This window comes from Pseudarthrobacter sp. TRD_SC_9 (assembly GCF_055361265.1).
The window spans coordinates 3,820,929-3,844,431 of record NZ_CM143956.1 but is presented as its reverse complement, the minus strand read 5'-3'; the positions used below and the strand labels follow the sequence as shown (position 1 = coordinate 3,844,431).

Annotated in this window: 24 protein-coding genes; 21 read left to right on the top strand and 3 right to left on the bottom strand. The window is 64.9% G+C overall.

All coding sequences use genetic code 11. The features are described from left to right. Positions 1-78: 78 nt before the first annotated feature. Positions 79-1,026, bottom strand: a complete 948-nt coding sequence (locus ACWA13_RS18055; protein ID WP_463935777.1) for a helix-turn-helix transcriptional regulator — start codon at positions 1,024-1,026, stop codon at positions 79-81. Positions 1,027-1,118: 92 nt separating this feature from the next. On the opposite strand from ACWA13_RS18055, the gene ACWA13_RS18050 reads away from it, so the two are divergent. Both ACWA13_RS18050 and ACWA13_RS18045 read left to right on the top strand, forming a co-directional pair. Continuing rightward, positions 1,119-1,643: a VOC family protein gene (locus ACWA13_RS18050; protein WP_463935776.1), complete on the top strand. Its 525-nt coding sequence runs from the start codon at positions 1,119-1,121 to the stop codon at positions 1,641-1,643. A 160-nt stretch (positions 1,644-1,803) separates the two neighbouring features. Next, entirely contained in the window at positions 1,804-2,880 is a 1,077-nt protein-coding gene (locus ACWA13_RS18045) for an ATP-dependent DNA ligase (protein ID WP_463935775.1), read from the top strand. A 9-nt stretch (positions 2,881-2,889) separates the two neighbouring features. On the opposite strand, the gene ACWA13_RS18040 is transcribed toward ACWA13_RS18045, so the two are convergent. Next, positions 2,890-3,216, bottom strand: coding sequence for a LapA family protein (locus ACWA13_RS18040; protein WP_463935774.1), 327 nt, complete (start codon positions 3,214-3,216; stop codon positions 2,890-2,892). 304 nt (positions 3,217-3,520) lie between these two features. Beyond that, positions 3,521-4,840: an MFS transporter gene (locus tag ACWA13_RS18035; RefSeq protein ID WP_463935773.1), complete on the bottom strand. Its 1,320-nt coding sequence runs from the start codon at positions 4,838-4,840 to the stop codon at positions 3,521-3,523. 346 nt (positions 4,841-5,186) lie between these two features. On the opposite strand from ACWA13_RS18035, the gene ACWA13_RS18030 reads away from it, so the two are divergent. The 19 genes from ACWA13_RS18030 (at position 5,187) to ACWA13_RS17940 (ending at position 23,500) form a co-directional block, all read left to right on the top strand. Continuing rightward, a complete protein-coding gene (locus ACWA13_RS18030) occupies positions 5,187-5,927 on the top strand; it encodes an IclR family transcriptional regulator (protein WP_463937968.1) in 741 nt (246 codons plus the stop codon). 183 nt (positions 5,928-6,110) lie between these two features. Further along, a complete protein-coding gene (locus tag ACWA13_RS18025) occupies positions 6,111-6,992 on the top strand; it encodes a shikimate dehydrogenase (protein WP_463935772.1) in 882 nt (293 codons plus the stop codon). Next, on the top strand, positions 6,992-8,899 hold the full coding sequence (locus ACWA13_RS18020; RefSeq protein ID WP_463935771.1) for a bifunctional sugar phosphate isomerase/epimerase/4-hydroxyphenylpyruvate dioxygenase family protein: 1,908 nt from the start codon (positions 6,992-6,994) through the stop codon (positions 8,897-8,899). Before ACWA13_RS18025 ends, ACWA13_RS18020 begins: the two co-directional genes overlap by 1 nt. Further along, a complete protein-coding gene (gene pcaH / locus ACWA13_RS18015; protein WP_463935769.1) occupies positions 8,892-9,743 on the top strand; it encodes a protocatechuate 3,4-dioxygenase subunit beta in 852 nt (283 codons plus the stop codon). The genes ACWA13_RS18020 and pcaH overlap by 8 nt, the downstream gene beginning before the upstream one ends. A gap of 4 nt (positions 9,744-9,747) precedes the next feature. Continuing rightward, positions 9,748-10,305: a protocatechuate 3,4-dioxygenase subunit alpha gene (gene pcaG, locus ACWA13_RS18010; protein WP_463935768.1), complete on the top strand. Its 558-nt coding sequence runs from the start codon at positions 9,748-9,750 to the stop codon at positions 10,303-10,305. Continuing rightward, the gene (locus ACWA13_RS18005) at positions 10,302-11,735 is read left to right on the top strand and encodes a lyase family protein (protein WP_463935766.1); all 1,434 of its coding nucleotides are present in this window, start codon (positions 10,302-10,304) and stop codon (positions 11,733-11,735) included. The genes pcaG and ACWA13_RS18005 overlap by 4 nt, the downstream gene beginning before the upstream one ends. After that, a complete protein-coding gene (locus ACWA13_RS18000; protein WP_463935765.1) occupies positions 11,728-12,552 on the top strand; it encodes an alpha/beta fold hydrolase in 825 nt (274 codons plus the stop codon). Before ACWA13_RS18005 ends, ACWA13_RS18000 begins: the two co-directional genes overlap by 8 nt. Beyond that, positions 12,549-12,992, top strand: coding sequence for a 4-carboxymuconolactone decarboxylase (pcaC, locus tag ACWA13_RS17995; RefSeq protein WP_463935763.1), 444 nt, complete (start codon positions 12,549-12,551; stop codon positions 12,990-12,992). The genes ACWA13_RS18000 and pcaC overlap by 4 nt, the downstream gene beginning before the upstream one ends. 95 nt (positions 12,993-13,087) lie before the next feature. After that, the gene (locus ACWA13_RS17990; protein ID WP_463935762.1) at positions 13,088-14,287 is read left to right on the top strand and encodes a thiolase family protein; all 1,200 of its coding nucleotides are present in this window, start codon (positions 13,088-13,090) and stop codon (positions 14,285-14,287) included. A 15-nt stretch (positions 14,288-14,302) separates the two neighbouring features. Beyond that, positions 14,303-14,962 carry a 3-oxoacid CoA-transferase subunit A gene (locus ACWA13_RS17985; protein WP_463935761.1) on the top strand — a complete coding sequence of 220 codons (660 nt, stop codon included), beginning with the start codon at positions 14,303-14,305 and terminating at the stop codon, positions 14,960-14,962. 1 nt (position 14,963) lies between these two features. Further along, on the top strand, positions 14,964-15,641 hold the full coding sequence (locus ACWA13_RS17980) for a 3-oxoacid CoA-transferase subunit B (protein ID WP_463935760.1): 678 nt from the start codon (positions 14,964-14,966) through the stop codon (positions 15,639-15,641). A gap of 67 nt (positions 15,642-15,708) precedes the next feature. After that, complete coding sequence (locus tag ACWA13_RS17975; RefSeq protein WP_463935759.1) at positions 15,709-16,515, top strand: IclR family transcriptional regulator domain-containing protein; 807 nt, start codon at positions 15,709-15,711, stop codon at positions 16,513-16,515. Positions 16,516-16,594: 79 nt separating this feature from the next. Next, entirely contained in the window at positions 16,595-17,524 is a 930-nt protein-coding gene (locus ACWA13_RS17970; protein WP_463935758.1) for an aldo/keto reductase, read from the top strand. 125 nt (positions 17,525-17,649) lie between these two features. Next, positions 17,650-17,991: a non-heme iron oxygenase ferredoxin subunit gene (locus tag ACWA13_RS17965; protein ID WP_463935756.1), complete on the top strand. Its 342-nt coding sequence runs from the start codon at positions 17,650-17,652 to the stop codon at positions 17,989-17,991. A 2-nt stretch (positions 17,992-17,993) separates the two neighbouring features. After that, positions 17,994-19,208, top strand: a complete 1,215-nt coding sequence (locus ACWA13_RS17960; RefSeq protein ID WP_463937967.1) for an NAD(P)/FAD-dependent oxidoreductase — start codon at positions 17,994-17,996, stop codon at positions 19,206-19,208. 128 nt (positions 19,209-19,336) lie between these two features. After that, positions 19,337-20,224: an endonuclease/exonuclease/phosphatase family protein gene (locus ACWA13_RS17955; protein WP_463935755.1), complete on the top strand. Its 888-nt coding sequence runs from the start codon at positions 19,337-19,339 to the stop codon at positions 20,222-20,224. A gap of 313 nt (positions 20,225-20,537) precedes the next feature. Then, positions 20,538-21,968 carry an MFS transporter gene (locus tag ACWA13_RS17950; protein WP_463935753.1) on the top strand — a complete coding sequence of 477 codons (1,431 nt, stop codon included), beginning with the start codon at positions 20,538-20,540 and terminating at the stop codon, positions 21,966-21,968. A gap of 330 nt (positions 21,969-22,298) precedes the next feature. After that, positions 22,299-22,511: a heavy-metal-associated domain-containing protein gene (locus ACWA13_RS17945; RefSeq protein WP_463935752.1), complete on the top strand. Its 213-nt coding sequence runs from the start codon at positions 22,299-22,301 to the stop codon at positions 22,509-22,511. Beyond that, complete coding sequence (locus ACWA13_RS17940; protein WP_463935751.1) at positions 22,508-23,500, top strand: heavy-metal-associated domain-containing protein; 993 nt, start codon at positions 22,508-22,510, stop codon at positions 23,498-23,500. Before ACWA13_RS17945 ends, ACWA13_RS17940 begins: the two co-directional genes overlap by 4 nt. Positions 23,501-23,503 lie beyond the last annotated feature (3 nt).

Below are 23,503 nucleotides of genomic sequence, written 5' to 3'. Positions count from 1 at the left end.
TCGAGGGTTCGCGTTGACTCATCGGAAAGGTCCGCGGAGCTGGATACGTTGGCTCCTTGGTGGATCACCTCGATTCGGTTATGTTCCTGTTCTTTCGTGGATGACGGCAAGGTGTGCCTGCAGGGCTGGCGGGTGGTGGACGTCGAAGGCGCAGTCGAGCAGGAGTAAACGGATGGCGAGCCAAGGGACTGTATCCTCGGCGCTTCGCCATCGGGTGTTTTCACGCTCGGTGACGAGTTCGCCGTCGCCGAGAAGATCGCGTAGTCGTTCCGTGGCGACCTCGACCGGTAGGTGGATAGTGACGTCGGCGCGGTACGTCTCTTCCATCGCCAGTTCGCTGGCTTCGAGGTAGGCGGGTATGTCGGCATCATCCATGAGTTGACGGGCTGGTGCACCGGTCGGCCGCGGCGAACTGACCCGATCGACGCGGAAGGTGCGCCACGCATCTCGCTCGATGTCGAATGCCACGAGGTACCAGCGCTTGTGCATGTTGACGAGCTTTCGAGGCTCGACGTGACGCGGTCCCTGCTCGCCGTCACGGCGCTGATATTGCATACGTAGGCGTTCGCTGTTGGACGCGGCGGATGCCAGGATCGTGAGCACGTCCGGATCGGCGGGGCCGGCGGACCGTACGCGCCAGCTCATCGCGGATGAACCTAGTGCCCGCACGCGGTGTCGCAAGCGGGCAGGGAGGGACGTGCTGAGCTTGCTGAGAGCCCTGATGCCGGCGTCCTCGAGCCCTGGGAGACCCTGCGCTGCGATGGTGCGAAGTCCCAGGGCCACAGCCACCGCCTCATCGTCCTCCAGGAGAAGCGGAGGCATGGATGTCCCCGCGACCAGACGATAGCCGCCATGGACGCCCAGATCAGCTTCGACGGGGTACCCCATCTCGCGAAGTCGGTCGATGTCACGGCGCACCGTGCGGTGCGTTACCTGCAGCCGCTCCGCGAGTTCGCTGCCAGCCCACGTGCGAGGGGTTTGGAGCAGTGACAGAAGGCTGAGAAGACGTGAGGTGGGTCCGGACATGTATTCATCTTCCCGCAATAGTAGGACCAGAACGGTCCTATTTGGCTCCTACAGTTGGTTTCGTCAGCACAACAGCTACGGAAGGTATGGCAATGATTGAAACTGGGAGCACAGCCCCGGCCGGCTACACGAGTGTCGCGCCCTGGGTAGTCACGAAGGACACTGGAGCGCTGCTCGACTTCATCACAGAGGTCCTCGGCGGGGAGGAACTGTGCCGGGTCGTCACGGAAGACGGCTCAATCGGCCACGGAGAGATTCGCGTAGGCGACACGATCGTTCTGGCTTTTGACCAGCGACCGGAATGGCCCGCCATGCCGAGCCTGTTGAGGGTGTGGGTGCCCGACGCCGATGGAGCCTTCTCGAAGGCAGTGGCTGCAGGCGCAACGGTTGTGACCGAGGTCAGCGATAGCGCCTTCGGCCAGCGCGGAGGGCGGATCAAGGATCCGTTCGGCAATATCTGGTGGGTGGTGAGCCAGGTGGAAGACGTTCCGGAGGACGTGATCTGGAACCGTCTTCAGGAACCACGCTACGCGGACCAGATGCGCATCGCGCAGGAGACGCTGGATGCCGAACTCTCCGGCCAGACCCAGCGACGCAGCAGCGCCCCCACGCGCTGACCACATCGCGCCACGCAGCTACCAATCAACACCTGCTTCCAAACAAGGGCCCCAGCCGGACCTTTTCACGTGGGGCAACAGCGGGTGGAGGCGCTGCCCTTTTCCACAAAGGCCCTTGCTGTCCTTGTCCGGCGGGGGCGCCGCGGCAACAATAGGGCCTATGGAACTGCCCGTGATGCCACCCGTGAAGCCCATGCTCGCCAAGTCGGTAGCCCGGATCCCGGAAGGGGAATTGAGCTATGAACCCAAGTGGGACGGGTTCCGCTCCATCATCTTCCGGGACGGCGACGAACTGGAGATTGGGAGCCGGAACGAGAAGCCAATGACCCGGTACTTCCCGGAGCTGGTGGCGGCGTTGAAGGAGAACTTGCCGTCGCAGTGCGTCCTGGACGGCGAGATTGTGATGGTGGGCGCTTCCGGGGACAGGCTGGATTTTGACATGCTGCAACAGCGGATCCACCCCGCGGCCAGCCGGGTGAAACTCCTGGCCGAACAGACGCCCGCCAGCTTTGTTGCCTTTGACCTGCTGGCACTCGGCGGCGAGGACTACTCAGGACGGCCTTTCTCCGAGCGGCGTGCGGCACTGGAAAAGGCGCTCGCGGATGCCTCCGCGCCCGTCTACTTCACGGCCGCCACGCCGGACAAGGCCGTTGCCGAGCAGTGGTTCCAGCAGTTTGAGGGGGCCGGACTGGACGGCATCATTGCCAAGCCCTTGGGCGGGAGCTACCAGCCGGACAAGCGGGTGATGTTCAAGATCAAGCATGAACGCACCGCAGACTGCGTGGTGGCGGGTTATCGCGTTCACAAGAACGACACGAAGGCAGTGGGATCGCTCCTGCTGGGGCTATACGACGGCGACGGCGCCCTGGCCAGTGTTGGGGTGATTGGCGCCTTCCCGATGCAGCGCCGTCGTGAATTGTTCGAGGAACTGCAGCCGCTGGTAACTGATTTCGACGGCCATCCGTGGGCGTGGGGCCGGCAGGAAGAGGGGGACAGGACCCCGCGGAACGCCGAGGGCAGCCGCTGGAGCGCCGGCAAGGATCTGTCCTTCGTGCCGCTGAGCCCTGAGCGGGTGGTGGAAGTGAAGTACGACCACATGGAGGGGGAACGTTTCCGGCACACCGCGCAGTTTGTGCGTTGGCGGCCGGACCGCGAACCGGGGTCGTGCACCTACGCCCAGTTGGAGGAACCGGTCAGCTTCGACCTGGCATCTGTCCTGGCAACCGGACGGGGGTAGCCCCGGCGGTCAGGCCTTCGGCTGGTTTCGGGCGCGGGACCTGAGCTGGAGAATCCTGGCGGCACCCGAAACGGCGACCAGCACGCCACCGCCTACGGCTGCAATCAGGAGGGCAACTCCCGAGGCGATGGTGCCTTCGAGACCGAAAAAGGCGATGGTGACGTCGTTTTGGTTCTGAACGATGAAGATAATGAGGAGTATCAGCAGGATCAGTGCTGCCAGGGTTGAGGCCCAAGCCATGCCTGCCCGCGTAACTGTGGCGCGATCGCGACTGCCTGGTGTGGGCCCGGAGGCGGACCCAGCGTCAGGGCGTGAGTGCGGTTCTTTTGTGGTCATGGTCTTTCCCTGCCCTTGTTGAGGTTGGACGACTCCGGACGACTCGCTCTCCACGCTAGGCAGGGCCTCGGCCCTAATCAACGCAGGCACTTTAACTGCAACTCTCCTGTTACTTGAACTATGCAGGGGTCACCTGAGCTCTGGCAAGCCCGAGAAAAATAACAGGACTGTTATGCCCTGGCCGGCGCGCTGAACCGCCCTCCGGGGCGTTCCTTCCCACTTGCTCCTCGGGAGGCACGGCAAAGCCCGGCGTGTTGTTTCACAGCGCCGGGCTTTGCGGTCAGGAAGCGGGAAAGGCAGGGGGCTACTTCAAGCCGAGTTTCTGGGTGGGTACCCGGAATGTTTCCTTGGCCGTGAGGGCCGAGATAGCTGCGATGGAGCAGATGACGGCCGTGAAGATGCTGATCTGTACCCAACCGCCGGGCCTGATGCCGCCCATGGCTGCCACGATGGCCGGCGCAAAGCCCGCCATCAGGAAGCCCAGTTGCGTGCCGATGGCCAGGCCGGAGAAGCGGACCTTGGTGCTGAACATCTCCGCGTAGAAGGACGGCCAGACGGCGTTCGAGGCTGCGTAGCCGAAGGAGAAGAAACCGATGGCGGCAACGAACATCAGCGGGATGCTGCCGGATTCCAAGCTGAGCAAGAACACCGGAGTCAGGACGGCGCTGGAGAGTGCGCCGTAGATGAAGACCGGTTTGCGGCCGATCCTGTCCGCCAGCATGCCAAACAGCGGCTGTGTCCCCAGGGCCACCAGGTTCGCCCCGACAACGAGCCATAGCGTGGTGGTGCCGTCAACGCCGGCCACGGTCTTGGCGTAGCTGATGGCGAGTGTGCCGAACACCGTGGAGACGGCGGCGATGAAGGCGCAGCAGACCACACGGAGGACATCGCGCCAGTGGGTCTTCAGGAGGTCGGCCACGGGGAGTTTGGAGATCTGGGCGGTCTTCTGGGCTTCTTCGAATGCCGGGGGTTCGTGCAGGGTGCGGCGGATGAAGAACGCGACGACTACCACCACGGCACTGAGCCAGAACGGAATGCGCCAGCCGATGCCGTACTTGATCTCGTCAGGCAGCGCGAGCACAGGGATGAAGACGAGGGCTGCGAGGATCTGGCCGCCCTGCGTGCCGGTGAGGGTCCAGGAAGTGAAGAAGGACCGCCTGTTGTCCGGCGCGTGTTCCAGGGTCATGGAGGAAGCACCGGCCTGCTCGCCGGCCGCTGAAAGACCCTGGCAGAGGCGGGCCACCACCAGCAGCGCAGGCGCCCACCAACCAACTGTGTTGAAGTCAGGAAGGCAGCCGATCAGGAATGTGGAAGCGCCCATCAGCAGCAGCGTGAACATCAGGACCTTCCGCCGGCCCACCCTGTCACCGAAATGGCCAAGAATAACGGCCCCCACCGGACGTGCAACGTACGCGAAGCCGAACGTTGCGAAGGACATGATGGCGGCATTGGCATCAGCATCCGGGAAGAAAACCGTGGGGAAGATGAGGGCAGCTGCCGAACCGAAAATGAAGAAGTCATAATACTCAACGGCGCTGCCCAGGAAACTGGCGAGGGCTGCCTTCTTAGGCGTCCCGCCCTGGGTAGCAGTACCCGCCCCGGCGGACGGAAGTGTCTGGCTCATGGAGTTCCTTTGATGTGACTACGTTGTCGCGGAATGGTGGCGCTTGGATCTGGGGCCGCATCTGCCGCAGCCGGGGTTGTTGGCTGGCACGTGCGAGGCGGCAATAGCCCGATGGAGACGGACCTGTAGCCACATGGTGGGAGCTACTTGTGCGATACAGCAATGATGACTGTGAGTGGGATCACCTGTCAAGAAAAACAATCACCATCTAGAAATAGCTCTCACGATGTGGCAATATCGACTCATGAGTGTGAACCAAGACACAGCCGCTGACCTGAATGACACAACGGAAGCAGAATCCGGCACAGAAGCCAGCGTCGCATCCGTCAAGACCGACCGGACGGACATGGTGGGCAAGGCCCTGGGCCTGCTGGTCCTTCTCGGCGACGAGCCGCGGGGCGCCAGTGCCGCCGAGCTCTCGCGGCGGGCCGGATTGCCGTTCAGCACCACGTACCGATTGCTGGGTTCCCTGACCCGCGACGGGTTTGTGGACTATGAGGAGGACGGCCGCCGCTACCACCTCGGGCTTCGGATTTTCCAGTTGGGCCAGCGGGTGTCCAACCATCACGGGTTTGCAGGCACGGCGATGCCTATCCTGCGCCGGGTCACCGAGGAGACCGGCGAGGCCACCATCCTCAGCGTCCGGGACGGCCACCATCACCTCACGGTGAACAAGGTTGACGGCCCGCAGATGTTCCGTGTCACCAGCGATCCTGGCCATCTGGGCTCGCTGCACACCACCGCGGTCGGCAAGGCCCTGGTGGCCTTCGCAGAGGACTCCGAGCGGGAGGCCCTCCTGGAGGGGCTTGAACTGGTGCCCCTTACTAAACGGTCCATCACGGAGCGGCAGGTTTTCCGCGCCGAAATAGAGCAGATCCGCCGCCAGGGCTACGCGGTAATGGATGAGGAAAATGAAATCGGCATGCGTGCCGTCGCCGTGCCGCTGCTTAATTCCCAAGGGCAGGCATTCGCATCCCTTGCCACGGCAGTTCCTGTTTTTCGGTTGAGCCTTGACGCGTTGGTGGCGCACGTTCCACTGCTGCAGGCGGCAGCGGCGGAACTTGCCGCGCGGCTGCCGCAACGGTGATGAGCACCGCCTGTGCAGGCCTGGAAGCCCGAAGGATGTGGCGCCATCAAACCCTGATGTTCGCATGTAGAACAAGAGTGCAAGAAGTGAACAATTGCTGTACTGTACTTTCTAACGCCCGGCCCGCCGCCCTTGCCCTGTGCAACAAGGCCCGCCAGGTGCCGTACCAAAGGAGCTGCACGGATGAGTAATCGAACTGAGTCCTACCTGGTGGGACTGGTTGGCGATGGCGTGTTGCCCTCACTCACCCCGCCCATGCACGAACGCGAAGCCGACGTACACGGGCTGCGCTACCTCTACCGGCCCATAGACCTGCTGGAACTTGGCCTTCCTGCTGAATCCGTGGGCGAGCTGCTGCGCAGTGCGCGCAGCTTGGGCTTCAACGGCCTGAACATCACCCACCCCTGCAAGCAGCTGGTCCTGCAACACCTGGATGAGGTCACGCCGGACGCCCTGAAGCTGGGTGCGGTCAACACCGTCGTGATCCGGGAAGGCCACTTCATCGGCCACAACACAGACTTCTCGGGCTTCGCGGCCGCGCTCGCCACGGGCCTGCCCACTGCCCGCCTGGATCGCGTGGTCCAGTTGGGAGCCGGCGGTGCCGGTTCCGCCGTCGCCTACGCCTTGCTCACCGCCGGAGTCCAGATGCTGGACCTGGTGGACACGGATCCTGCCCGCTGCAACGCCCGCGCCACGGAACTAACCGGCTTTTTCCCGGACCGCACCATCACGGCACGCTCGACGGCGGAGCTGCCGCGGCTAATGGCCCTCGCCGACGGCCTGGTTCACTGCACCCCGGTGGGAATGGCCGCCCATCCCGGCACCCCGCTGGACCTCGAACTGCTGGAGTCCAGGCATTGGGTGGCGGACATCGTCTACCGCCCCATCGACACCGAACTGGTCCTGGCCGCGCGCGCCAAGGGCTGCGAGGTGCTGGACGGCGGCCGGATGGCCGTGGGCCAGGCCGCGGACGCCTTTCGGATCTTCACCGGACGGGAAGCGGATGCGGAACGGATGCGGGCGCACTTCCTGGAGCTCGTGGCGTCAGAAGGGGTGGCTGCCTGATGCGCACCGGAATCGCAACCGTATGCCTCTCAGGCACCCTCAAGGAGAAGATGCAGGCCTGCGCCATCGCTGGCTTTGACGGGATTGAAATCTTCGAACAGGATCTGGTGACTTCCTCGCTGTCGCCTGAGGAAATCCGCAAGATGGCAGCAGACCTTGGCCTCACGCTGGACCTCTACCAGCCGTTCCGCGACTTCGACAGCGTCAGCGAGGACCTCCTCGCTGCCAACCTCCGCCGGGCCGAGGCCAAGTTCCGCCTGATGTCCCGGCTGGGCATGGACACCATCCTGGTCTGCTCCAACGTGGCAACCGCCAGTGTCGACAGCGACGAGTTGCGGGTGGAACAGCTGGGCCGGCTCGCTGCACTCGCCGGGGAGCACGGCGTTAAGGTCGCCTATGAGGCGTTGGCCTGGGGTAAGTACGTCAGCGACTACGAGCACGCGCACCGACTGGTGGAAGCGGTGGGCCACCCCAACCTGGGCACCTGCCTGGACTCCTTCCACATCCTGTCCCGGGACTGGGACACAGCGGCCATCGAGTCCTTCAATCCAGAGAAGATCTTCTTCGTCCAGGTGGCCGACGCCCCCAAGCTCTCCATGGACGTGCTGTCCTGGAGCCGCCACTACCGGGTGTTCCCGGGCGAGGGTCAGTTCGAACTGGCCAAGTTCATGGGCCATGTGGTCCGTGCCGGCTACACGGGGCCGGTATCCCTGGAAGTCTTCAACGACGTCTTCCGCCAATCCGACGTCGAACGAACCGCCGTGGACGCCATGCGTTCGCTCATCTGGCTGGAAGAGCAGAGCGCCAAGTGGCTGGAGGCTGAGACTGCCGGCACTGCTGCGCCTGGAACTGCTGCCGGCAACCGGGCCGCGGGCCGCCGTCGTTATCCCATGGAACTTGCCACGCTCCCACAGGTGGCCGATCCCACAGGCTACAACTTCGCCGAGGTCAGGGCGGGGGACACCCAAGGACTGGAGACGCTGCTGGGCCAGCTGGGCTTCGGGTTCAACGGCCGGCACCGCACCAAGGACGTCCAGCTCTGGACCATGGGGCACGCCCGGGTCATCATCAACGAGGCACCACCGGAAACGGACGGGGCGGGCTCAGCTCCGGCCATCGCCGCTCTGGGCTTTGACGTCGACTCTCCCGTTATTGCCTCCGCCCGGGCCCAGCAGCTCAAGGCCCCCGTGGTACCGCGGAAGAGCCAGGCCAACGAGGAGGTTTTCCAGGGCTTCGCCGCCCCGGACTCCACCGAAATTTTCCTGTGCCAGGGCATCCCGGACGGGACGGCGGCCTGGACCCACGAGTTCGGCGAGGGCCTGGATATATCGCGCACGTCCGGTGGCTCAGGCGGCTCCGCAGTGATCGACCACGTCAACCTCGCCCAGCCGTGGCAGCACTTCGACGAGGCCGTCCTGTTCTACACCAGCGCGCTGGCCCTGGAGCCGCAGCCGTTCGCGGAAGTGCCCAGCCCCACCGGCCTGGTGCGCTCGCAGGTGATGCTGACCGAGGACCGTTCGGTCCGGCTGGTGCTGAACCTGGCCCCGCTCCAGCAGCAGCGCAGGAGCTACCAGGAGCACATAGCGTTTGCGGTGGACGACCTGGTGGCAACGGCGCGGGCCTGCCAGGAGCGCGGACTCGAGTTCCTGCAGATCCCGGCCAACTACTACGAGGACCTGGACGCCCGCTTCGGCCTGGAGCCGGACTTCCTGGCCACGCTGCAGGAACTGAACCTCCTGTATGACCGGGACGCGGACGGTGAGTTCCTGCATTTCTACACCGCCACCGTGGGCAACGTGTTCTTCGAAATGGTGGAACGCCGGGGCCGCTATGACGGGTACGGGGCACCAAATGCTCCCGTGCGGCACGCCGTCCAGTATGACCATCCACAACAGGCCAATGCCTGACCTCGCTCCAACCACCAGCCATAACGACATTAACCAAGGACAGGAAAAGGAGGCCGCAGTGGAGACACAGCAGGATCTCAGTGCAGAGATCAACGCCATGGGTGATGCTTACGCCCGGGCACTCAAGGACGGTGCCGCCGTCGAGACCCAGCCCCGGCTGGACTACCCGCCCTACCGCAGCTCCATCCTGCGGCACCCCACCAAAAGCCTGCACCACGCGGACCCGGAGACGATCGAACTGTTCTCCCCGGCGTTCGGCCACCAGGACGTGCACGAGCTGGAAGCGGACCTGACCATTCAGCACAACGGCGAACCCCAGGGCGAGCGGATCATCGTGGCCGGCAAGGTGCTGGACGGCGACGGCCGTCCGGTGGCGGGGCAGCTGGTGGAGATCTGGCAGGCGAATGCCTCCGGACGCTATATCCACAAGCGAGACCAGCACCCTGCGCCGCTGGACCCCAACTTCACCGGTATCGGGCGATGCATCACGGGCCCGGACGGCTCGTACCGCTTCACCACCATCAAGCCTGGCGCCTACCCGTGGAAGAACCACCTCAACGCCTGGCGTCCGGCGCACATCCACTTCTCGATGTTCGGCACCGAGTTCACCCAGCGCATCATCACGCAGATGTACTTCCCGGGTGACCAGCTCTTCCCGTTGGATCCGATCTACCAGACCATCGTGGACCAAGATGCCCGGGATCGCCTGGTGGCAAAGTACGACCACAACCTGACCGAGCCCGAGTGGGCGCTGGGCTACAACTGGGACATCGTCCTGACCGGCCCTAAGCGGACCTGGACCGAAAACGAGGCGCTGGGCGCCGACGGCGATGAAAGCGAGTAGCCACATGAGCCAGAAACTGATTCCCACCCCCGCCCAGACTGTAGGCCCGTTCTACGGCTACGCCCTGCCGTTCGCCAAGGACAACGAGCTCCTGGCGCCCGGCTCGCCCGGTTCCATCCGCCTCCAAGGCACGGTCTACGACGGCGCCGGGCAGGCCATCCCGGACGCCATCCTGGAAATCTGGCAGCCCGACGCCGATGGCAACATCGTGCAGAAGACCGGTTCGCTGGTCCGGGACGGGTACACCTTCACCGGCTGGGGCCGCGGCTCAGTGGGCTACTCCGGTGTGTACACGTTCACCACCGTGAACCCGGGAGCCACCGAGGAAGGCGCCGCGCCATTCATCTCGGTGGCCATCTTCGCCCGCGGCCTGACCAACCGGCTGTTCACCCGGATCTACCTCCCGGAAGACCAGGAAGCCCTCGCCAAGGACCCGCTCCTGAGCTCCCTGGACCCCGAACGCCGCCAGACCCTCATCGCCCACCGCGACCCGGACGGCGGGCTGACGTTCGACATCCGCCTGCAGGGTGAGGGCGAGACGGTCTTCCTGGACTTCCAATGACCGACGGCGGACTCCTCAGCCCAATCTCCGCGTCGCCTTTGGTGGCGGCCCTCACGGGCGACGACGCGGTACTCGGAGCGATCCTGGCAGTCGAGTCCGGTTGGGCTGCCGTCCTTGAAAAGAACGGGCTGGCACCCGCCGGTTCTGCCGCCGTCGTCGCGTCAGCTGCCGATCCGCACCGTTACGACGCCATGGATATTGCCGTCCGTGCCTTGGGTGGCGGCAATCCCGTGATCCCGCTACTGCAGGACCTGCGCGCCCACGTGGCGGAATTGGATACTGCCGGGACAGGTGCTGCCAGGCACGTGCACGCGTCGCTGACCAGCCAGGACGTCCTGGACACCGCGCTGATGATGCTGTCGCACAATACCGTTGCCGCCGTGCTGGCAGAGCTTGGGAAGATCACGACGGCGCTGGCCGCCTTGGCCGAACAGCATGCGGACACGCTGTGTGTGGGCAGGAGCCTCACCCAGTATTCGCTGCCGTTCACCTTTGGGTTGCGGGCTGCCCAGTGGCTCCATGGTGTTGCGGCGGCGGGAAGCCAGTTGGCCGCCGTCGAACTTCCCGTGCAGTTTGGCGGGGCGGCCGGAACCCTCGCGGCCGCCAGCCGCCTTACCGCAGGCACCGGGACGGACCCGTTTGAGCTGGCAGGAAACCTCGCCGCGCAGTTGGGCCTGGCCATGCCGCCCGCGCCGTGGCACACCAACCGGTTGGCCGTTACGTCGTTGGGGAACGCATTGGCAACCGTCCTTGATGCGTTCGGCAAGATTGCTGCGGACGTGTTGTTCCTCAGCCGGCCCGAGGTAGCAGAACTGGCTGAACCGCGGGCGGCCGGCCGGGGAGTTTCCTCTGCCATGCCGCAGAAGCAGAACCCGGTACTGTCCGTGCTGATCCGCAGCGCCGCGCTGCAGGCGCCACAGCTGCCAGCGCAACTGCACGTGGCCGCCGCCAACTTCAACGACGAGCGGCCTGACGGCGCGTGGCACGCCGAATGGCCTGCGCTCCGGCAGCTGTTGGCGCTGACGCTCGGCGCCGCTGGCCAGCTGCGCGAACTCGCCGAAGGGCTGCAGCTTTTCCCCGACGCCATGCGCCGGAACCTGGACAGCGCCGGGCCGTTGCTGCTGGCGGAAGGCGTCGCCGCCGCGGTGGCGCCACTGCTGGACGCTTCGAGCTCCGGGCCCAACCCCGCAGGCCAGACAGGCAGGCAGCAGCTCCAGGCCGTGGTGGACCAGGCCCTGCAACTGCCGCCCGCGGAGCAGGGTGAGGGTTACCGCAGGCTTCTGCGGGCCGCCATTGCGCAGGACGTGCTCCCGGACCCGCAACTCGCCGGGCTGCTGGATCCCGCCAACTACCTGGGTGAAGCCCGTGCCATCGTCAGCCGAATCCTGGCCGCCTACCCCCAGGCTTCGAAGGGAGCAGAGCATGACTGAACGGCCCTCGCCCGGCACCATGCCCACCGTGAAGGGTGTGCTCCTTTCGCCGCAGCGTGAACTGGGCGGACGCCCGCTGCTGGTGCTGGGCCCGTCCCTCGGCACGTCCACCATCCTGTGGAACGAGGTGGCTCCGTTGCTGGCCGGCAACTACGACATCGTCGCCTGGGACCTTCCCGGCCACGGCATCTCACCGGTTCCCACGGCAGGGTTCGACCTTCCCGCGCTGGCCGAAGCCGTCATAACCCTGGTGGACTCGGTCGCCCCCGGTGCACGCTTCCACTACGCCGGCGTCTCGGTAGGCGGTGCTACCGGGCTGCACCTGGCCCTGCAACACCCGGACCGGATCAGAAGCCTGGCCGCCCTGTGCAGCGGCGCCAAGCTGGGCACAGCGGAGGGCTGGCAGGAACGCGCCGAAACGGTCCGTAAACTAGGCACCGCCGTAATGATCCAGGGGTCCGCCGAGCGCTGGTTTGCACCGGGGTTCATGGACCGTAAACCGGACGTGGCCAGCCGGCTCCTGCACGCCCTCCGCGACGCCGACCGCTTCGGCTACGCGTACGCCTGTGAGGCACTCGCCAACCACGACGTCCGCTCCCGGCTCGGAAATATCACCGTCCCCACTCTGGCTATGGCCGGCGTCGAGGACGTGGTGGCGCCGCCGCCGTTCGCTGTCGAAGTGGCAGATGGAATTACCTCCGGCGGAGGTGCCGCGCGCGCGGTGCCGCTTCCCGGCGTCGGACATCTTGCCCCTGCCGAGGATCCCGGAACGGTGGCCGGACTGATGGCCGAATTTATGGAAGAGAACAGCAAATGAACGAGCCCAACCTTCAGCGGCACGGTGCTGTACAGCCGGGTGCCACCAGCCAGGAAATATACGACGCCGGCATGGTTGTCCGGCGGGAGGTGCTGGGGTCGGCGCACGTGGACCGGGCGAACGCCGCCAAGGACACGTTCACCGATGATTACCAGGCCATGATCACCCGGATCGCGTGGGGCGAGATCTGGACCAGGCCCGGACTGAGCCGGCAGATGCGATCCGCCGTCACGCTGACGGCACTCGTGGCGCACGCGCACTGGGAAGAGCTGGCCATGCACGTCCGTGCTGCGCTCACCAATGGGCTCAGCCGGGACGAGATCAAGGAAATCCTGCTGCAGACGGCGATCTACTGCGGTGTTCCGTCCGCGAACTCCGCATTCAAGGTTGCCCAGAAAGTCTTTGCCGAGATCGACAATCCCCCAACCCCTCCCAACTAGGTAGCACTTACTGCCGTTTTGAGCGCTCAAAACGGTACTTACTGCTACCTAGTTGGGAAACCACACGCAGAACGTAAGAAAACACGAGGAATCTTATGAACCAGGCATTTGTGTACGACGCGGTGCGCACGCCGTTTGGCCGGTTTGGCGGGGGCCTGGCGGGAGTCCGTCCGGATGATCTCGCGGCCCACGTCATCAAGGACGTGGTCAAGCGCGCTCCGACACTGGACGTTGAGCGGATCGACGAGGTGGTCTTCGGCAATGCCAACGGCGCCGGTGAGGAAAACCGGAACGTTGCCCGCATGGGCACGCTGCTGGCAGGCCTGCCGGTCTCCCTCCCCGGCACCACGGTGAACCGGCTGTGCGGCTCATCGCTGGACGCCGCCATCATCGCCTCCCGCCAGATCAACACCGGCGACGCCGAACTGATGCTGGTGGGCGGCGTCGAATCCATGAGCCGCGCCCCTTGGGTCCTGCCCAAGACGGAGAAACCCTACCCTGCAGGGGACATGACGCTGGCCTCCACCACCCTTGGCTGGCGCCTGGTCAACAAGGCGATGCCGAAGGAATGGACCATCTCGCTGGGTGAATCCACCGAGATGCTCCGGGAAAAGTACAACGTGACCCGCGAGCAGCAGGACGAGTTCGCCGCCACCTCCCATCAGTTGTCCGCCGCCGCATGGGACGAGGGGTTCTACGACAACCTGGTCACCCCCGTGCCGGGCACCGAACTGGTCCGCGACGAAGGGATCCGCGCGGACTCCTCCCCGGAGAAGCTCGCCGGGCTGCGCACCGTCTTCCGGACCGAAAACGGTACCGTCACCGCCGGAAACGCTTCCCCGCTTAACGACGGCGCCTCCGCGGCCTGGATCGGCAGCGAACGTGCCGCCGGGCTGCTGGGGATGGACCCGCTGGCGAGGATCGCTGGCCGCGGCGCGCACGCCAACGATCCGCAGTACTTCGGCTTCGCGCCGGTGGAAGCGGCGAACAAAGCCCTCGCGAAGGCGGGGATCGGCTGGGACCAGGTTGGCGCCGTCGAACTAAACGAAGCCTTCGCCGCGCAGTCCCTGGCCTGCATCAACGCCTGGGGCATTGATCCCTCGATCGTAAACCGGCACGGCGGCGCCATCGCGATCGGCCACCCGCTGGGGGCGTCCGGCACCCGCATCCTGGGCACCCTCGCTCGCAGCCTGCAGGCATCCGGCCAGCGGTGGGGCGTGGCTGCGATCTGCATCGGCGTAGGCCAGGGCCTGGCCGTAGTGCTGGAAAACGTCACCACCACACCCACGGCCTAAGGAAGAGCTGAAAAAATGCTGAACTTCGTAGACACCGTCCAGGAGGCGGTGGCCGGCATCAAGGACGGCTCCACCGTGATGATCGGCGGCTTTGGCAACGCTGGTCAGCCGTTTGAGCTGATCGATGCGCTGATGGACTGCGGCGCCCGGGAGTTGACGGTGGTGAACAACAACGCGGGCCAGGGTGACCAGGGCCTGGCGCTGCTGATCAAGGAAGGCCGGGTGCGCAAGATGATCTGTTCGTTCCCCCGGCAGTCCGACTCATGGCACTTTGACGCCAAATACAAGGCCCGTGAGATCGAGCTGGAACTGGTTCCGCAGGGCAACCTCGCCGAACGCATCAGGGCGGCCGGTGCCGGAATCGGTGGCTTCTTCACACCTACCGGCTACGGCACCATGCTGGCCGAGGGCAAGGAGACCCGGATCATCGATGGACGCGGCCAGGTGTTCGAGACGCCCATCCATGCGGACGTCGCCCTCATCAAGGCGCTGACGGCGGATGAAAAGGGCAACCTGGTGTACCGCAAGACCGCCCGGAACTTTGGCCCCATCATGGCCGCCGCCGCGAAGCACACCATTGCACAGGTGTCCGGGATCGTCCCCGCCGGCGGCCTGGATCCGGAGAACGTTGTAACCCCTGGCATTTACGTCAACAGCATTGTGAAGGTGGCCTGAGATGAACTCGCAAACCTCTCAAACCCCGCTGGGCCGTGACGACCTGGCCCGGTTGGTTGCCCGGGACATCGCCACCGGGTCCTTTGTGAACCTGGGTATCGGCCAGCCCACCCTGGTGTCCAATTACCTCCTGCCGGAACAGAACATCACGCTGCACACGGAGAACGGCATGTTGGGCATGGGACCGGTTGCCACCGGGGACGCGATCGACGCAGACCTCATCAACGCGGGCAAGATTCCCGTCACCGAACTGCCGGGGGCTTCCTACTTCCACCACGCGGACTCCTTCGCGATCATGCGCGGCGGCCACCTGGACATCTGCGTGCTGGGCGCCTTCCAGGTTTCGGCCACGGGAGACCTCGCCAATTGGCACACCGGGGCGCCGGACGCGATCCCCGCCGTGGGCGGCGCGATGGACCTCGCAACCGGCGCCAAGGACGTTTTTGTGATGATGACGCTCCTCACCCGGGTGGGAGCCTCCAAGATCGTCGAGTCCTGCAGCTACCCGCTCACGGGCGTTGGCTGCGTGACCCGTGTGTACACGGACAAGGCAGTTTTCCTGACCGGACCCGACGGCGTCCGGGTACGTGAGACGTTCGGCTGCACCTTCGAGGAGCTGCAGGAGCTCGTTCCGGTTCCGCTGACCGCCGCACCGGCTGCCAGCGCAGTCGATGGTTGAGCCGGGCCCACAACCGCGAATCGGTGATTGAGCCCGTCGAAACCCTGCCCGCCTAAGATTGGTAACCATGACCGACGCCGCCCGCACAGACACCCCCCAGGCCAGCGACCAGTACGTCCAGTCGCTGGCCCGCGGCCTGGCGGTAATCCGGGCCTTCGACACGGACCACCCGCTGATGACGCTCACCGAGGTGGCAGCCCGGACCGGGCTGACCCGCGCCACGGCACGGCGCTTCCTGCACACGTTGGTGGAACTGGACTATGTGCGCACCGACGGCAAGACCTTCGCGCTGACAGCCAAGGTGCTGCAGCTGGGCTACGCCTACCTTTCCGGGCTCTCGCTGCCGCAGCTTGCCCAGCCGCACCTGGAAGAGCTGTCCCTCAAACTCGGGGAATCGACGTCGGCCGCTGTCCTGGACGGAACGGACATCGCCTACATTGCCCGGGTGACAACGCGCCGGATCATGAACGTCGGCATCACCGTGGGCACCAGGTTCCCGGCGTACGCCACAGCGATGGGCCGGGTGCTCCTGGCCGCGTTGCCGCCCGCCCTGCTCCGGGAACACCTGGAACAGACCGAGGTGAAACCGCTGACGCCGCGGGGCCTCGCCGGCGGGCAGGAACTGCTGGCCGTCCTGGATACCGTCCGGGAGCAGGGCTGGTGCCTGGTTGATCAGGAGCTGGAGCTGGGACTGATGTCCGTTGCCGCGCCGGTGTATGACGGGCCCAGCAAGGTGGTGGCCGCGGTCAACGTATCCTTGCAGGCGCAGTCCGTGGCCGCGGAGCCGGATCCGGACGCCTACCTCGCCGCCGTTACCCAGGAAATAGTGGCGACGGCGAAACTCATCTCGGCGGATCTCAGCGCCAGGACGTAGGGCTGCAGGCACCGCGAACCGTGCATCCGGCCGGTCCTGCTGGTTGAATGGCAGCATCCGTCCACGTACAGGAGCAGGCATGCAGTTCAAAAATCTTCGTCGCCTTGGCCTCACCAACATCGAGATTTCCCCCGTGACACTCGGCACCTCGTTCCTGGGCAATCCGCCGCAGCCGGACAGCACGCCTGCCCCGGAGGCCTATGACCTGGCCCGGGAGATGCTCGCCAGCCGGTTCGCGGCCGTGGATACCTCCAACAACTATGCCCAAGGGCGGAGCGAGACGGTGCTTGGCGAGGTCCTACGCGAGGGCTGCTTGCAGGACGGCCACCTGGTGATCACCAAGGCCGACGCCGATCCCGTGACCGGCAGCTTCGACCGGGACCGTGTGTGGAGGTCCTTCGAGGAGAGCACCCAGCGGCTCGGGCTGGAAAAGCTGCCGCTGTTCCATCTGCACGACCCGTTTTCGCTGAGCTTCGATGAAGCCTTCGCCCCGGGCGGTGCTGTCCAAGGCATGGCTGAACTGAAGGAACAGGGCCTGGTGGGCGCCATCGGCATCGCCGCAGGGGAGATCACTCCGATGCGCCAATTCGTGCGCAGTGGGGCTTTTGACGTGGTCCTGACCCACAACCGCTACACCATTGTGGACCGGCGGGCCGAGGACCTCCTCCAGGATGCAACGCAGCGCGGCATGGGCGTCTTCAACGCGGCACCCTTCGGCGGCGGACTGCTGGCAGGCAAGGGAACCAGCTACGCGTACCGGGAGAGCCCGCCCGGGCTGCTCGAATGGCTGGACAAGGCCAAGGCCCTCTGCGGCGAGTGGTCGCTCGAGCTGCCGGCCGTGGCACTGCAGTTCTCACTGGAAAGCCCGCTGATCCACTCCACGGTGGTGGGGGTAAATAAACCCGAACGGCTCGAGGACCTCCAGCGCCTCCAGGCGGTATCCATCCCACGGGAGTTCTGGGCCGAACTGGACAAGCTGGGGACACCGCCGTCGACCATTGAGGACTGACAGCGGCGCATTGGCCGGCATCTGCGGATCCGGACTTTTGGTGGCGGCTTTTTTACTACCATTGAACATGGGTGCAGGAACTGCATGCCCGGTACGAGGACACTATAGATACCCCTGGAGTAAGCGTGAGCGAACCAATCAAGGTCGGCACCGTCGACGAGATCGACGAAGGTACCGCGAAGGTAGTTCCCGCTGAGGAAAACGGTACGGGCGAAGACATTGCCATTTTCCATGCCGAAGACGGCAATTTCTACGCCCTGGACGACAACTGCACGCACGAGACAGCGTCCCTTGCAGAAGGCTGGGTTGAAGGCGTGGAGGTGGAATGCCCCATGCACTCCGCCAGGTTCAGCCTCAAGACGGGTGCGGCTCTATGCATGCCGGCCTTCATTGCGGCCCGCACCCACAAGGTTGAGGTCAAGGACGGCGAGATCCTGTTGTTCCCGAATGTGACGGCGGAGGTGTAGTACTGGGCGCCAACTCTGTAGCCATCATCGGTGGCGGCATGGCCGGCTTCACCGTAGCAAAGGAACTGCGCGGCCGGGGCTTCGAGGGCGCCGTGACCATCATCGACCCCGCCGGTACCCCCTATGACCGGCCGCCGCTCAGCAAGGATTACCTGCTGGGGAAGCGCGACCATGCCGGAATCCAGCTCGCTGCCGACCACTGGTTCCAAGAGCAGAACATCACCATCGTCACCGGCAAAGCTGTTTCCCTGGAGCCCGACGCCGGCACGGTAGTCCTGGAGGACGGCCGGGAAGTCACGGCAGACCGCGTTGTGCTCGCCACCGGCGGTACCGCCCGCCGCCTGCCCATCCCGGGCGGGGACCTGGACTCCATCCTGGAACTTCGCACCAAGGAAGACGCCGACCGCCTGCGCGGAATTCTGAAGCCTGGCGCCCGCCTTGCGATCATCGGTGCCGGCCTGATCGGTGCGGAAGTGGCGTCGTCGGCACTTCCCTTTGGTGCCGCCGTCGTGCTCATCGATCCGGTGGATCCGCCGCTGGTGCCTGCCGTGGGGCACGAACTCGCCAACAGGCTGCACGCGATGCACCCGGAACGCGGCGTTGACGTCGTCAGCGGAACGCCTACGGCCATCACTGCCGACGCTGACGGCAAGCACCACATCGACCTTGCTTCGGGCGAGACCATTATTGCGGACGCGGTACTGGTAGGCATCGGCATCGTCCCCGAAACCAGGCTGGCGGTGTCCGCCGGACTGGAAACGGACAACGGCATCATCGTTGACGAATCCCAGCGCACTGGGCACCCGTTGGTCTACGCCGTGGGCGACAGCTCGCGTGTCCGCCTGGCCGACGGCACCCTGCTGCGCCGCGCCGAGCACTGGGAACACGCCATGAACACGGGTGCCACAGCTGCTGCCGCGCTGCTGGGACAGGAACTCCCAAAGCACGGCGCCAGCTGGTTCTGGTCCGACCGCCACGGCGTCCACGTCGAAGGCGTAGGAAGCATGGTGGGCGACGGCACGGTCGTTGTCCGGGAAAAAGACGGCGAGCCGTCAGTGGTGTTCCGGCTGGATCCGGAAGGCTTCCTGGCCGGTTGCGCCGCGGTGGACGGCGGCCTCGCCGTGCGCGCCGCACGGCGCATCATCGACCGCCGGATCGCCGTAGATCCCGCCCAGCTCGCGGACCCCACGGTGGATCTTCGAAAACTCGCGCGGTAGGAGCAGATAGGGGCGTCGTGACGGCCCCGATTTTCATCCGGGTGTTGCCTTGCATTCATCTGCGCTTGGCGCCCGGCTAACTTACCCGGCAATGATGGAAGGGTGAGTCCGACCAGTGGAGCCAGGCGATGACCAGCACTCCGGTACTAACCCGTAGCCCTCATGCCAGTGACGCCGCGGGGAACGGCAGGACCGCTGTGATCGGTTTTGCCGGCCATACCGACCTGCACATCATGAGCTTCAACATTCGACTGGACATCACCGACACCCTGCCCGGGGAGGCCGATTACTGGCCGGAACGTTTCCCGGCACTGACGGCGCTGCTGGCCCGTGAGGCGCCTACCGCCGTCGGCGTCCAAGAAGCCATGTTCCACCAACTCAGTGCCATCACGGATGCGCTGCCCGGCCACTACGAGTACATCGGCAAGGGCCGTGACGGCGGTGAGGATGGCGAGTACTCGGCCATTTTCTACGATGCCCGGCGGCTGGACGTCATCGAGTGGGACCAGTTCTGGCTCTCCGACACTCCTGACCTCGCCGGCTCCACCACCTGGGGGAACACGGTGACCCGGATTGTTACCTGGGGCCGGTTCCTCGATCTGTCCACGGGCAGGCAGTTCGTCCTGGTAAACACACACTTTGATCATGAGTCGGAGAATGCCCGGCTCCGCAGTGCCGCGGCCATCCTGGAACTGATGGACGGCTTCAGCCCCAAGCTCCCCACCATCCTCACCGGTGACTTCAACGCGCCGGCCGCGGCTTCCGGAGCCTACGATGCCCTGGTGGGCTCCGGCGTTTTCGACGACGCCTGGGACGTAGCCGCGCAAAAGCTGACTCCCGCTTACGGCACCTTCCCCAACTACAAAGACCCCGTCCCCGGCGCCACCCGGATTGACTGGATCCTGGCCACCCCGGACGTCAGCGTCCGCCAGGCCGCCATCAACACCTTCACCCTGAACGGCCGTTACCCCAGCGATCACGCCCCGGTCCAGGCACTCGTGCGGCTGCGGCACTAAACACCTTGTTTCGGTGACGCCCGAGGGATGTTTAGCTCCACTCCGGCGGGAAGGACCATGGAAGTCCTTTCTGGTCCCCAAGGCCCCACGAACAGGCCCCACTTATTGCCATAGGCGTCCGCGGAGAGAACCGGGTGCACCCGTCAAACGCCGCCGTTGACGAGCCTACTGCCACCGGGGTCTATTACTCCGGCAACACTTAAAGGGCTTGACGCACATACCCCCCACGGGTATAGCATGAGCTGAACCCATACCCCCTATGGGTATTATTCGCGGGACGTTCACGGTCCGGAGTTCTCAGGAGGAAGTCAAAATGCCTACCCAACCACCTCTATCGCCAGCGAAGCGGTGGCTCGGCCTGCTGCTGATCGCTACAGCGCAGTTCGTCGTCATCATGGACACCTCGATCATCGGCGTCGCTCTGCCCGATATTCAAAAAGACCTCGGCTTTACGCCAGAGTCGCTCTCGTGGGTGTTCAACGCCTACGTGGTCGCCTTCGGGGGCCTTCTCCTGTTGGGGGGTCGCCTTGCTGACATCTTCGGCGCAAAGAAAATATTTGTGCTCGGTTGGCTGATCCTGATAGCGGGATCATGGCTGGCCGGAGCCGCCAACAATGCCGGACTCGAGATCGCAGGCCGCGCCATCCAGGGCGCAGGTTCCGCATTGATCGCACCGGCGGCACTTACTCTGCTGATGATGCTCTTTGGCGGGACGTCCGACCTTCCCAAAGCATTCGCAGTCTACGGCGCCGCAGCACCCATCGGAGGCACTGCTGGCGTCTTCCTGGGAGGAGTGCTGACCGAGTATGCGAGCTGGCCCTGGGTGTTCTACGTCCAGATACCGATCGCGGTAGTCGTACTCGCATTCGCAGCAGCAACGCTTCCTAAAACCCCACGAAAGGCATCGGGGTCAATTGACATCGCCGGGGCGCTAACAGTCACAGGCGGACTCGCTGCGATCGTCTACGCCGTTGTTAACGCCCCGGAAGTCGGTTGGCTCACCCTGCCCACCCTCAGCGTGCTGGCCGGAGGCCTCGTCCTTCTGGTTGTCTTCTTCATCATCCAGGCACGAAGCCGCAACCCTCTGCTGCGGCTCGGACTGCTTCGCGCACCCCAGCTCGGAGCTGCCAACGGTGCCCAGCTACTGCTGGGTGCGGCATGGGTGTCGATGTGGTTCTTCCTGAACCTGTATCTACAGCAGGTCCTCGGCGCGACCGCCTTTGCTGCCGGCGCAGCGCTCCTCCCGATGACTGGGCTGGTAGTTCTCGTCATGATCGCCTGGGCGCCACGGCTTCAAGGGAGGTTCGGCGCGAAATCGCTGATTGTCACCGGCCTCCTCCTATTGGCTGCCGGACTCCTGTGGCTCTCCTTCGTACGTCCCGACGGCAATTATGTTGTTGACGTTCTACCCGCATCGCTTCTGGCAGCCCTCGGAATGTCACTGGCGTTTGTCCCCTCTCTCGGCACCGCTATCAACGCGGCCCCGCCGTTGGAGACCGGCGTCGCTTCAGGGCTGGTGAGCACCAGCTACCAGATCGGGTCCGCGCTCGGACTCGCAGCCCTCACGGCGTTCGTTTACGGCATCTCCGGTAGCGAGCCCTCTCGGGTAGAGCTGACGGCGGGTTATTCCGCAGCCTTTATCGGCGCAGGTATCCTCGCCCTGGCTGGAGCAGTGATCACAGCCTTTGCGATGACTAAGCCAAAGGCCTCCACGCCTGTGTCCGACGAGTCGATCTCGGTGTAACAGACGGGCGGGTCCGGGAAGCTGCGTCCCTCCGGCCACGGGCCAGCCGGCGCTGGAGGAATCACAAGGTTCTGGACGCTGCAGCGCCCGACGTTTCAAAAACAGATTGCCGCCGAAGGAAGCCGTCGGCCCGCAGCTCGGCCTGACCGCTGAACCGCCGATTGCTTCCACCACGCCTCGTTGCCGGATCCTCGAGCATAAATGCACGTTGGACCCGGCAGCCAGGCCAGCCGACTCGTGGCTGTAACCCGCTTGACTTAGATACCCCCCATGGGTACGTTAGCAACTATACATATACCCCCTAGGGGTATTTACGAAGGGAATGAGACCATGACTACCACTGAATTTCAGGTAACTGGTATGACCTGCGGTCATTGCGAGATGTCCATCCGGGAAGAAGTCCAGGAAGTGCCCGGCGTTGAGTCCGTAGAGGTCAGTCACCAGACCGGCAAGCTCGTGGTGAGCGGCAACGGCTCCGTCGACGACTCAGCTGTCATCGCGGCTGTTCAGACGGCCGGTTACCACGGGGTGCGGTCGGCATGAACGCAGCCGGACGACTGGGCACTTACGCAGCGGGGCTCGCCGTGGTCTTTGCCGGGGGTTTCGTTGTGGCAGGAGCCGTAGTGCCGGAGCAGACGGTAACGGCATGGGAGCAGTCCGCGGAGAATTCCACTGGTGGGCATGCCAGTGCCGGACACGCGGAGTCACCCGGACATGCTCCGGCTGAAGGCGGGTCTCCGGTGCAGGGCGTCACCACCGAGCGGGGCGGATATCTGCTCGGTGGGATCACCGCCCCGCCGGCAATCGGAGCTGCAGGCGAGCTGGCGTTCACGATCACCGGCCCCGGAGGGTCCCCCGTGACGCAGTTTGAGACCGCGCACGAAAAGCAGGCCCACCTGATTGTGGTGCGTTCCGACGGATCCCATTACCGTCATGTGCATCCTGTGATGGACGAGGCCGGGCGCTGGTCGCTGCCATGGCAGTGGGAAGCGGCAGGCACGTACCGGATTTACGCCGACGTTCAGCCGGCCGGAGCCGGTGAGGGCCTGACGCTGACCCGCACAGTAGATGTGGCCGGGCCTTTCGAGCCCGCTTCCCTTGAAGTGTCGACCGCCGATGAAGTAGACGGGTTCGAGGTTCTCCTGAACGGTGATTTGGTGGCCGGATCAGCCGCGGCTCTGACAGTCAGTGTCAGCCGCGACGGTCAGCCGGTGACCAGTTTGGAGCCCTATTTGGGGGCTTACGGGCACCTGGTGGCGCTGCGTGCAGGGGACTTAGCCTACCTGCATACCCACCCTGAGGGTGCTGAGGCGGTGGCCGGCGAACTCTCCGGACCCGAGGTGAAATTCGCAACCACGGCTCCGACCCCTGGCCGCTATTACCTCTACTTCGATTTCCAGGTCGAGGGGCAAGTCCACACCGCCCTGTTCACCATCGACACGGCGGGATCATCGAGGGATGTTGTCGCACCAGCCCCCAAGCCGGCATCAACCGACAGCAGCACGGCCGACGACGGGCATGGCGGTCACTGACCC